This window comes from Streptomyces sp. NPDC006265 (assembly GCF_040613555.1).
In the GTDB taxonomy this organism is placed as follows: Bacteria; Actinomycetota; Actinomycetes; order Streptomycetales; family Streptomycetaceae; genus Streptomyces.
Genome location: NZ_JBEXSH010000211.1, coordinates 1 through 11,305, shown reverse-complemented (window position 1 = coordinate 11,305; position 11,305 = coordinate 1). Strand labels below are relative to the sequence as shown.

Sequence of the window (11,305 nt, the reverse complement as noted above, 5' to 3'; positions counted from 1 at the left end):
GATGTCGAGGAGATCGCCGAGCAGGTCGCCGCAGCCCTCGCCTACTGCCATGAACAGGGCATCGTCCACCCCGTCGGTCCAGCGGTGGGTGGACGTATGGACGAGCGAACGGCTGACGGTGGTCCGGACGCGGCCGTGCGACGTGTCGACGTAGCCGCCTACGGTCAGCCGGTGGGCGCCGTCGGTATCGACCCGGTGCTCCGAACCGGGCGTGTACACCGATGAATCGGTGAGGTCGCCCTCCTTGTGCACGGTGAGCTTCCCGGTGACCCGCGTGCGCTCCTCGTCCTGCCAGACCAGGACGTTCACGGGCGTGCTCCAGCCGGTCTGCCCCTCGGGTACGCCGACGACCGAGACCTCGACGCGGTGCGGGCGGCCGTCGTTGAGGATCCCGGCGAAAGGGGTGAGGTCGTAGCTGATCGGCTTGATGTCGAGGGCGCGGGGGCCAGGGATCACGTACCAGAGGAACGGGTTGGACCAGCCTCCGGTCCACACCGTCGGGAACGGGGTGGCGATGCCGGCGAGCCGGCCGTCCACGCTGATCCGCACCTCCCGGTACGGGCCTTGACCGGACTTGCAGGAGTACGGTGCCGGATCGGGCACCGTCAGGTACCAGTACTCCTCGCAGCCGCCGCCGGAGCCCGTCGCGTACACCTCGGCGACGACGCGCTCGCTGTTGCGCGGGGTGCTGAGGGCCGAGTCGCCGTCGAGGGTGAGGACCCGGTCGGGGCTCGCGCCGTCCGGGCGGCCCCGGTAGAACGTGAGCGTGACCTTGACGTCGAGGACGCCCGTATAGGTCTCGTCGACGACGTTCCCGATGAGCATCTCGACGCCCCGGCCCGCGCGCAAGGTGTCGCTGTAGCGCGTGACGTCCTTCTCCACGGACCACTCGATACCGTCCGGCGACGGCTGTGGCGTCGACGTCCGGAGGATCTCGACCCCGCCGACCCGGAGGTAGCCGAGCCGGTCGTACTGGCGCCCCTTGACCTTGCCGTCGAGCCGCAGCACCACCTTGCTCCAGCGATCGCCGCAGCCGTCCGGCGGTGTGTACGTGCCGCGGTACGGGGTGAAGTCACGGAACTGCGCGCGGGCGAGGGTGACTTCGCAGGACTTTCCGGAGGGCCTTTCCACCGGCGGGGCGGCCGTGACCGGGTCGTGCCAGTCGGTGCCGAACTCGGCGGGGAAGCCGGCCGCCGGGGCCGGGACCTCCGCCGCCCCGGCGGGTCCGGTGCCGAGGAGGGTGCTTGCCAGGAGGGCCGCTCCGGCAAGCATGGACATGACGATCCGTCTCTTCATGGGCGGTGTTCTACGGGGAGTCGGCCACCCGCGCAATGAGCACTAGGCCGCCAGGTCCGCCCTGTCCCCCATCACCACCACGGGACCCTGTCGCGGGTCGAGCGTGCGCAGTAGGTACCTCATCGCCTGCTCGGGCACGCTGACACAGGCCGACGTGCCGCTGCCGTGGTCCATGTGCAGCCAGATCCCGCCGCCCTTCTTCTCACCCTCGGGGCGGGTCTGGTCGTTCGGTGGGGTGCCCTTGACGCGGTTGTAGTCGATGGCGATGACGTAGTCGAAGTCGTGCCAGTGCGACTTGGCCCACCAGCGCGGGGCGGCGAAGGCCGCGGAGCGGGTGTACGGCAGCCCGGAGCCCGGGTCCGGCAGCACACCGCCCGCGTCGCTGAGGGTGAACACGCCCACAGGGCTGCGGTCGTCGTCCTCGTGGTGGTCGGTGGTCCAGCCCTTCTTGCCGTTGTGCCCGGTCCAGCCGCGCTCCCGCTGCCAGGTCGAGCCGTGCTTCGTGTACAGGACGACCGTGGAGTCGGCGGAGTCCTTCCGGTCGCCGTAGACCGCGACGACCTGGCGGGAGCCGGACGGGATGCGCCGCTGGAGCCGGTCGCCGACGCCGGGGACGCGCGTCGGGGCGGCCGTGGCCGCGTGGGTGCGGGCCGCCCGGCCCGCGGCTTGTGTCGCCCCACTCCCACTGCCCTCCGCGCCACCGCAGGCGGACAGAGCCGTCAGGAAAGAGGCGAGGACCGCCGTCGCGGCCACGGCTCGTCGTACGCCACCACTGTGCATCGCTCCATGGTCGCACCGCGTCCCGGGCGACGGCGGTCCGAGGCCCGGAGAGTCGGTGGCGCACGGCGGACGGCCGGTTCCGTTCGGTGGGCGGAAAACCTGTTGCCCGCCACAACGCGACAGGGCGAACCTGTCACGGTTTGCTGCCTTCGGCCGGACTCCACCCCCTGACACGAGCCACTGGGACGTCATGCAGATTCAAGACCTTCCGTACCCCGACCCGGGCGTGCCGGACGCGCGTTCGGGGCCCCGATTCCTGTGGTGGCTCTTCCGCAATCAGCTGGGCGGTCAGCTCAAGTCGCTGGCCTGGGGGCTGCTGCACTTCGCCTCCGTCGCCGCCCTGCCGTTCTGTGTCGGAGTCGCCGTACAGGCCGTCGTCAACCGCTCCGGCACCGGGCTCGCCCTGGCGGGCGGCCTGCTGGCGCTGGCCTGCGCCGGCAACGCGGTCGGCGACACCTTCCTGCACCGCACCGCGATCACCAACTGGATCACGGCGGCCGCCCGCGTCCAGCAACTGCTCGCCCGTAAGGCCGCCCATCTGGGCTCGGCGCTGACCCGGCGCGTCGCGGCCGGTGAAGTGGTGGCGGTCTCGACCGGTGACGTCGAGAAGATCGGCTGGTTCGTCGAAGCCCTGTCCCGCTTCACCGCGGCTCTGGTCACGATCGTGCTGGTCTGCGTGGGCCTGCTCGTCTACCAGCCGGCGCTCGGCGTCGTCGTCGCCGTGGGTCTGCCCGCGCTGGCGCTCGCCGTGCTGCCATTGCTGCCCCGAGCCACCCGGCGTGCCGACACCCAGCGCGAGAAGGCCGGACGCGCCACCGAACTCGCCTCGGACACCGTCGCCGGCCTGCGCGTGCTGCGCGGCATCGGCGGCGAGGAACTGTTCCTCGACCGCTATCGCAGCGCCTCCCAGGAGGTACGCGACGCGGCCGTGCGCAGCGCCCGCATGTGGTCCCTGATCTCGGCGATCCAGGTCCTGCTGCCCGGGCTGCTGCTCATCGCCGTCGTCTGGTACGGCGTGCGACTGGCGCGCGAGGGCCGGATCACGGTCGGCGAACTGGTCACCGTCTACAGCTCGGTGATGGTCCTCACCTACCCGTTGCGGCACTTCGAGGAGATCGCCATGGCGTACTCCTTCTCCCGGCCCTCCGCCAAGCGGACCGCGGGAGTGCTGTCGCTGGAGCGCCCCACGGACACCGCCGGATCCCGCGCGGCCGACGTCCCCACCGGCGACCTGTACGACCCGGAGACCGGGCTGCTCGCGCCCGCCGGCCGGCTCACGGCGGTGGTGTGCGGCGACCCGGATGCGGCGGGCCTGCTGGCGGAACGGCTGGGCGGACACCCGTCCCGGGAGGGCACCTCGGTGCTGCTCGGCGGGGTGCCGCTCGACGAACTGCCGCTGGCCAGCGCCCGTACGGCCGTCCTCGTCCAGGACAAGGACCCGGTGCTGCTGTCCGGCACGCTGCGCGGCCTGCTCGACGTACCCGCGTCGGGAGCGGTCCAGCCGGATCAGGCGCTGACGGCCGCGCAGTGCGACGACGTGCTGGCGGCACTGGTGCAGGGCTCCCTGGACACCACCGACCCCATGGACGCCCGGATCACCGAGCGCGGCCGGTCCCTGTCCGGTGGCCAGCGCCAGCGGCTCGCGCTCGCCCGGTCGCTGATCACGGACCCGGAGGCCCTCGTTCTTGATGAGCCGACCTCGGCCGTCGACTCGCACACCGAGGCCCGGATCGCGCAGGGCGTACGGGAGTTGCGCGACGGGCGCACGACCGTGGTTTTCACCTCCTCGCCGCTGCTGCTGGACCGCGCCGACCGGGTCGTCTTCCTGCACGACGGCGAGGCCGTGGCGGTCGGCGCCCACCGCGAGCTGGTGCGTACCGAGCCCCGCTACCGGGCGGTGGTCACCCGCGAGACGGACGACGAGGCCGCACCGAACGGCTCCGTCACCCTGAACGACGTACTGCACGAACTGGAAGAGATCGAGGAGAAGGCATGATCGGCGTCGCGCCACCGGCGTACGACCCGGCGGCCCCGACGACGGCGAACACCCTGCCGGTCGGCGCCCCCGAGACCGTCCGCGCCTACGTGGCCGAACTGTTGCGCCGGCACCGGCGGGCGTTCCTGCTGCTGGTCGCCGTCAACACCGCCGCCGTGATCGCCTCGATGGTTGGCCCCTGGCTGCTGGGCGGACTGGTGGAGCGGGTGTCCGACGGGGCACGGGAGCTACGGCTGGAACTCACCGCCGGGCTCTTCGTGGCCGCGCTGGCCGTCCAGGCCGTGTTCGTCCGTCAGGTACGGCTGCGCGGCGCGATGCTGGGCGAGCGGATGCTGGCCGACCTGCGCGAGGACTTCCTCGTCCGGTCGGTCGGGCTGCCGCCCGGTGTGCTGGAGCGGGCCGGGACCGGCGATCTGCTGTCGCGCATCACGACGGACATCGACCGCCTCGGCAACGCCATGCGCGAGGCCGTGCCGCAGCTGTCGATCGGCGTGGTGTGGGTGGTCCTGCTGATGGGCGGACTGGTGATCACGGCGCCGCCGCTGGCGCTCGCCGTGCTGCTCGCCCTGCCGCTGCTGATCGTCGGCTGCCGCTGGTACTTCCGGCGGGCACCCTCGGCCTACCGTTCCGAGTCCGCCGGGTACGCCGCCGTGGCCGCCGCGCTCGCCGAGACCGTGGACGCCGGGCGCACCGTCGAGGCCCACCGCCTGGGCGAGCGCCGCGTCGGGCTGTCCGAGCAGCGGATCCGGGAGTGGACGGCCTGGGAGCGGTACACGCTCTGGCTGCGATCGGTGCTCTTCCCGGTCATCAACACCACCCACGTGACCGTCCTCGCCTCGGTCCTGATGATCGGCGGTGTGTTCGCCCTCCACGGGTGGATCGACGTCGGCCGGCTGACCACCGGCGCGCTGATCGCCCAGATGCTGGTCGACCCGGTGGGCATGATCCTGCGCTGGTACGACGAGCTGCAGGTGGCACAGGTGTCGCTGGCCCGGCTCGTCGGCGTCCGGGACATCGAGCCGGACGCCGGGGATCCGTCGGTGGCCCCCGACGGACGCCATGTGCACGCCGACCGGGTGCACTTCGGCTACCTGGAGGGCGTGGACGTCCTGCGCAAGGTGTCCCTGGAGGTCTCTCCCGGCACCCGGCTGGCCCTCGTCGGCCCCTCGGGCGCGGGGAAGTCGACGCTGGGCCGGCTGCTCGCGGGGATCTACGCGCCCCGGGACGGCCGGATCACCCTGGGCAGCGCCGAGCTGTCCCGGATGCCCGCCGAACGCGTCCGCTCCCACGTGGCCCTCGTCAACCAGGAGCATCACGTCTTCGTGGGCTCCCTGCGCGACAACCTGCGGCTCGCGCGGACCGGTGCCGTGGACGCCGAGCTGTGGGCGGCGCTGGGTGCGGTCGATGCCGACGGCTGGGCCCGTGCGCTCGACGAGGGCCTGGACACCGAGGTCGGCTCGGGCGGTCTGGCGCTCACCCCGGCCCAGGCCCAGCAGATCGCGCTGGCCCGCCTGGTGCTGGCCGACCCGCACACGCTGGTCCTGGACGAGGCGACGTCCCTGCTCGACCCGCGCGCCGCCCGCAACCTGGAACGGTCCCTGGCCCGGGTCCTCGACGGCCGCACGGTCGTCGCCATCGCCCACCGGCTGCACACGGCCCACGACGCGGACGTCATCGCCGTCGTCGAGAGCGGCCGCATCAGCGAGCTGGGCAGCCACGAGGAGCTGGTCGCGGCGGACGGCGCGTACGCGGCGCTGTGGAGGTCGTGGCACGGCTGAGCCCCTCGTCGTACGAGACGGCCGCCCGCCTCACGGGGGGGGCGGCCGTGTCCTTGGCGTTGCGCGGTCCCGAGCCGGGGTGGAAGGCTGGAATCAGGCACCGGCTCGGGGAACGCCCGGGAAGCAGTGGTTCGGGCGGCATCTGTGCTCCGTGCGGCGGCAGCCCGGAGCGGGTCCCGTGAGAACGGGCTCGTCCCACCCCCTGGAGGTACCCGTGAACAGCTCCGACGGCTGGGGAGACGACGTCTACCAGCCGGACCAAGACGAGCAGAGGGAGGACACGGGGCTGCTCGACGCCGAGGACACCCTGGAGAACGACGGCGTCGACGATCCCCTGGATCGGGGCTGGTCCCCTCCCGAACGGCCCTGGGCCGTCGAGCACCTCGGTGTGACGGCCGCCGAGCGGCAGCGCGGCGAGACGCTGGACCAGCGGCTCTCCGAGGAGCTGCCGGACGCCGCCGTCCCGGACGGTGACGGCCTCGGGGACTGCGCGGGCTCCGACGGGGAACTCCTGGACAACGAGGTCGGCGCCGCGCGCTCCGGCCGGCTCGTGGCACCCGACGAGGGCGCCCACGAGGACGAGGAGGAGGCACTGGTCGCCATGGACGTGGGCATCGACGGCGCCGCGGCGTCGGCCGAGGAGGCCGCCGTGCACATCGTCGACGAGGACACCCCGTCCGGCTGATCGCAAGCCCGTCCCGAGCCGTTCGAGGAGCATCCATGCAGCAGGACAAGCACCCCGACTACCACCCCGTCGTCTTCCGCGACCGCGCCGCCGGGTACGCGTTCCTCACCCGGTCCACCGCGACCAGCGACCAGCGCATCGAATGGGACGACGGCGAGACCTACCCCGTCGTGGACGTGGAGATCTCCTCCGAGAGCCACCCCTTCTACACGGGCAAGGCCCGCACGGTGGACTCGGAGGGCCGGGTCGCCGCCTTCGAGCGGCGCTACGGCGGCGGCTGAGACGCGTCCCGGAGCCGGGCTCAGATGACGTTGAGCGCCGCCGCGCAGCCCACCCCGCCCAGCACCATGAACACGGGCATCAGCACCTTGAGCTCGACCCAGCTGCCCGCCCGGAACCGCATGACCTTCGGCGGCCCGATCGGGTACCAGCGCTTGCGCCCGACCGGGATGGGCCACAGGATCGGGCAGCCGGACACGGTCAGCGCGTCCCCGATGTCGTGCACGATCGCGCCCAGCACCACCGGCAGCCCGAGCCACAGGTACTCCTGCCCGGGGGCCGTGAACAGCCAGTCCGCGCCGTTGCCCGGCTTGTCCAGGACACCCGCGAGGATCCACGCGGTGGTCGCGGCCAGCAGCCACACCAGGACATCGCTGCTGTTGCCGCGCGCCGCCCGCCACAGCAGGCCCTCGATGGCCAGGACCAGGTGCACGAAGAGGACCGCGAGCACGCCCCAGCGGTCACTGGTGATCGCCACGACCGAGGTGCCCGCACCGATCAGGACCGCCCACAGCCAGGTGTGCGTCAGCGTGCGGTGCCCGCCGGAGCGGCGCGGGTCGCCCTGCTTCTTGGTGGCCTTGTAGACGGCGTACGACAGCTTGTCGACGATCTCGCACAGCCAGCGCGACAGTGGTCCGAAGGACCGGGAGATGGTGGCCGCCTTGTGGTCGAGGTCCGGCGCGAGGGCGGCTCCGGCGCAGATCAGGGCGCCGACGAGAAGGACCGGCCAGGGCATCGGGTGCCCGGACGCCGCTGCGGCCGCGCCGACGCCCAGCCAGGCGGCGGCTCCCGACAGTGAGTGTGCTGGTCCCATCATGGCGCTGCCCGCCCCGTTCCTCGTGTGCCGCTGTCCAGTTGACCGGGCGCGCTGACGTCCCGTCGGCGGCCCAGCGTAGCGTTCGTGATCTTCGGGCCCGCAGCCGATTCCCGCATCGGGCATCGGGGCAGGCAAGATGGGGGGCGTGACCCTCATCGATCAGCTGCCGCGGACCCCCGACCCCGATGCCTTGTACGAAGCCTTCGAGTCGTGGGCCGGCGAGCGGGGTCTCACGCTCTACCCCCATCAGGAGGAGGCGCTGATCGAGGTGGTCTCCGGCGCGAACGTGATCGTGTCGACGCCCACCGGTTCCGGCAAGAGCATGATCGCGGCGGGCGCGCACTTCGCCGCGCTGGCCCGGGACGAGGTCACCTTCTACACCGCCCCGATCAAGGCGCTGGTGTCGGAGAAGTTCTTCGAGCTGTGCAAGATCTTCGGCACCGAGAACGTCGGCATGCTCACCGGCGACGCCTCCGTCAACGCCGACGCCCCCGTCATCTGCTGCACCGCCGAGGTGCTCGCCTCGATCGCACTGCGCGACGGCAGGCACGCGGACGTCGGCCAGGTCGTGATGGACGAGTTCCACTTCTACGCCGAGGGCGACCGCGGCTGGGCCTGGCAGATCCCGATCCTGGAACTGCCGCAGGCGCAGTTCGTGCTGATGTCGGCGACGCTCGGCGACGTCTCCTTCTTCGAGAAGGACCTCACCCGCCGCACGGGCCGCCCGACCGCGGTGGTCCGCTCGGCGACCCGCCCGGTCCCGCTGTCCTACGAGTACCGGTACACCCCGCTCACCGAGACGCTCACCGACCTGCTGGCAGCGCGGCAGGCGCCCGTCTACATCGTGCACTTCACGCAGGCGCAGGCCGTGGAGCGGGCGCAGGCGCTGATGAGCATCAACATGTGCTCGAAGGCGGAGAAGGAGCAGATCGCCGAGCTGATCGGCAACTTCCGCTTCACCACCAAGTTCGGCCGCAACCTCTCCCGTTACGTCCGGCACGGCATCGGCGTGCACCACGCCGGCATGCTGCCCAAGTACCGCCGCCTGGTGGAGAAGCTCGCACAGGCCGGTCTGCTCAAGGTCATCTGCGGCACGGACACGCTCGGCGTCGGCGTCAACGTCCCCATCCGCACCGTGCTGTTCACAGCCCTCACCAAGTACGACGGCACCCGGGTGCGCACCCTGCGGGCCCGGGAGTTCCACCAGATCGCCGGCCGGGCCGGGCGGGCCGGCTACGACACGGAGGGCTTCGTCGTCGCGCAGGCGCCCGAGCACGTCGTCGAGAACGAGAAGGCCCTCGCCAAGGCGGGCGACGACCCGAAGAAGCGCCGCAAGGTCGTCCGCAAGAAGGCCCCGGAGGGCTTCGTCGCGTGGTCGGAGCAGACCTTCGAGAAGCTCATCGGATCCGAACCGGAGCCGCTGACCTCCCGGTTCCGGGTGACGCACACCATGCTGCTGTCGGTGATCGCCCGCCCCGGCAACGCCTTCGAGGCGATGCGCCGCATGCTGGAGGACAATCATGAGCCGCGCAAGCAGCAGTTGCGGCACATTCGCCGGGCCATCGCGATCTACCGTTCGCTGCTGGACGGCGGCATCGTCGAGAAGCTCGACCAGCCGGACGCCGAAGGGCGCATCGTCCGCCTCACGGTCGACCTCCAGCAGGACTTCGCGCTCAACCAGCCGCTGTCCACGTTCGCGCTCGCCGCGTTCGAACTGCTCGACCCCGAGTCACCGTCCTACGCGCTCGACATGGTCTCCGTCGTGGAGTCGACTCTGGACGACCCGCGGCAGATCCTCGCCGCCCAGCAGAACAAGGCGCGCGGCGAGGCCGTGGCCCAGATGAAGGCGGACGGGGTCGAGTACGAGGAGCGCATGGAGCGACTCCAGGACATCACCTACCCCAAGCCTCTGGAGGAGCTGCTCTTCCACGCGTACAACACGTACCGCAAGAGCCACCCCTGGGTCGGCGACCATCCGCTGTCGCCGAAGTCGGTCATCCGCGACATGTACGAACGGGCGATGTCCTTCACCGAGTTGGTGTCCCACTACGAGCTGGCCCGCACCGAGGGCATCGTGCTGCGCTACCTCGCCAGCGCCTACAAGGCCCTCGATCACACCGTCCCCGACGACCTCAAGTCCGAGGACCTCCAGGACCTGATCGCCTGGCTGGGCGAGATGGTGCGCCAGGTCGACTCCAGCCTGCTGGACGAGTGGGAGCAGCTGGCCAACCCTGCGGAGATGACCGCCGAGGAGGCCCAGGAGAAGGCCGACGAGGTCAAGCCGGTCACGGCCAACGCGCGCGCCTTCCGCGTCCTGGTCCGCAACGCCATGTTCCGTCGCGTGGAGCTGGCCGCCCTCGACCAGGTCGGTGAACTGGGCGACTTGGACGGGGAGTCCGGCTGGGACGCCGACGCGTGGGGCGAGGCCATGGACAAGTACTGGGACGAGTACGAGGATCTCGGCACCGGCCCCGACGCCCGCGGCCCCAAGCTGCTGCTCATCGAGGAGGAGCCGGAGAACGCCCTGTGGCGGGTCCGGCAGATCTTCCACGACCCGAACGGCGACCACGACTGGGGCATCAGCGCGGAGGTCGACCTCACGGCCTCGGACGCGGAGGGCCGCGCGGTCGTCCGCGTGACCGACGTCGGCCAGCTGTGACGGGCCGGGCAGCAGCGAGCACAGGAGAATCCCACCCATGACGACGAACCCGGCCGAGAGGCTCGTCGATCTGCTCGACCTGGAGCAGATCGAGGTCAACATCTTCCGCGGGCGCAGCCCGCAGGAGTCCCTGCAGCGGGTCTTCGGCGGGCAGGTGGCGGGGCAGGCGCTGGTCGCCGCCGGCCGCACCACGGAGGGCGACCGCCCGGTGCACTCGCTGCACGCGTACTTCCTGCGTCCGGGCCGGCCGGGCGTGCCGATCGTCTACCAGGTCGAGCATGTGCGCGACGGGCGGTCGTTCACCACCCGCCGGGTCACGGCCGTGCAGCAGGGCCGCACGATCTTCAACCTCACCGCCTCCTTCCACAAGCCGGAGGAGGGCAGCTTCGAGCACCAGCTGCCGCCGGCCCGCGAGGTCCCCGACCCGGAGTCCCTGCCCACCGTCACCGACGAGATCCGGGAGCACCTGGGAGCGCTGCCCGAACAGCTGGAACGGATGGCCCGGCGCCAGCCCTTCGACATCCGCTACGTGGACCGGCTGCGCTGGACCGCCGCGGAGGTCGAGGACGCCGAGCCGCGCAGCGCCGTGTGGATGCGCGCGGTCGGGCCGCTCGGCGACGACCCGCTCGTGCACACCTGCGCCCTCACCTACGCCAGCGACATGACCCTCCTGGACGCCGTCCGCATCCCGGTCGAGCCGCTGTGGGGCCCCCGCGGCTTCGACCTGGCGTCGCTGGACCACGCGATGTGGTTCCACCGCCCGTTCCGCGCGGACGACTGGCTCCTCTACGACCAGGAGTCGCCGATCGCCGTCGGGGGCCGCGGTCTGGCCCGGGGGCGGATCTACGACCGTGAGGGCCGGCTCGTCGTGTCCGTGGTGCAGGAGGGACTCTTCCGGAAGCTGGGCTGACCCGGCCTTTCGCCGTGGGGTACCCCGCCCGCGGGGGGGTTGCGATCGCGCCGGGCACCCGAACCCGCGACCATCGCACGATCATGCACCCCCGACCTACCACCC

Annotated in this window: 9 protein-coding genes; 6 read left to right on the top strand and 3 right to left on the bottom strand. The window is 71.8% G+C overall.

The genetic code is table 11. From position 1 onward, the window contains the following. Both ABZ281_RS18815 and ABZ281_RS18810 read right to left on the bottom strand, forming a co-directional pair. A partial coding sequence (locus ABZ281_RS18815; RefSeq protein ID WP_356656826.1) for a peptide-N4-asparagine amidase occupies positions 1 to 1,296 on the bottom strand: 1,296 nt, incomplete at its 3' end. Between the two features lie 42 nt (positions 1,297 to 1,338). Further along, the gene (locus tag ABZ281_RS18810) at positions 1,339 to 2,076 is read right to left on the bottom strand and encodes a hypothetical protein (RefSeq protein ID WP_356656824.1); all 738 of its coding nucleotides are present in this window, start codon (positions 2,074 to 2,076) and stop codon (positions 1,339 to 1,341) included. Positions 2,077 to 2,266: 190 nt separating this feature from the next. Here ABZ281_RS18810 and ABZ281_RS18805 point away from each other — a divergent pair, with 190 nt between their 5' ends. The 4 genes from ABZ281_RS18805 (at position 2,267) to ABZ281_RS18790 (ending at position 6,816) form a co-directional block, all read left to right on the top strand. Next, positions 2,267 to 4,072 (top strand): ABC transporter ATP-binding protein, encoded by a 1,806-nt coding sequence (locus ABZ281_RS18805; RefSeq protein ID WP_356656822.1) that lies wholly within the window; start codon positions 2,267 to 2,269, stop codon positions 4,070 to 4,072. Beyond that, complete coding sequence (locus tag ABZ281_RS18800; protein WP_356656820.1) at positions 4,069 to 5,850, top strand: ABC transporter ATP-binding protein; 1,782 nt, start codon at positions 4,069 to 4,071, stop codon at positions 5,848 to 5,850. Before ABZ281_RS18805 ends, ABZ281_RS18800 begins: the two co-directional genes overlap by 4 nt. A 214-nt stretch (positions 5,851 to 6,064) precedes the next feature. After that, entirely contained in the window at positions 6,065 to 6,535 is a 471-nt protein-coding gene (locus ABZ281_RS18795) for a DUF5709 domain-containing protein (RefSeq protein WP_356656818.1), read from the top strand. Between the two features lie 35 nt (positions 6,536 to 6,570). Further along, positions 6,571 to 6,816 (top strand): type B 50S ribosomal protein L31, encoded by a 246-nt coding sequence (locus ABZ281_RS18790; RefSeq protein ID WP_356656816.1) that lies wholly within the window; start codon positions 6,571 to 6,573, stop codon positions 6,814 to 6,816. A gap of 20 nt (positions 6,817 to 6,836) precedes the next feature. Here the strand turns inward: ABZ281_RS18790 and ABZ281_RS18785 are convergent, their stop codons facing one another. Then, positions 6,837 to 7,631: a metal-dependent hydrolase gene (locus tag ABZ281_RS18785; RefSeq protein ID WP_356656814.1), complete on the bottom strand. Its 795-nt coding sequence runs from the start codon at positions 7,629 to 7,631 to the stop codon at positions 6,837 to 6,839. Between the two features lie 145 nt (positions 7,632 to 7,776). Between ABZ281_RS18785 and ABZ281_RS18780 the strand changes: the two genes are divergently transcribed. Next, the gene (locus tag ABZ281_RS18780; protein WP_356656812.1) at positions 7,777 to 10,290 is read left to right on the top strand and encodes a DUF3516 domain-containing protein; all 2,514 of its coding nucleotides are present in this window, start codon (positions 7,777 to 7,779) and stop codon (positions 10,288 to 10,290) included. A 37-nt stretch (positions 10,291 to 10,327) separates the two neighbouring features. Next, on the top strand, positions 10,328 to 11,200 hold the full coding sequence (locus ABZ281_RS18775; RefSeq protein ID WP_030835238.1) for an acyl-CoA thioesterase II: 873 nt from the start codon (positions 10,328 to 10,330) through the stop codon (positions 11,198 to 11,200). Positions 11,201 to 11,305: the final 105 nt, after the last annotated feature.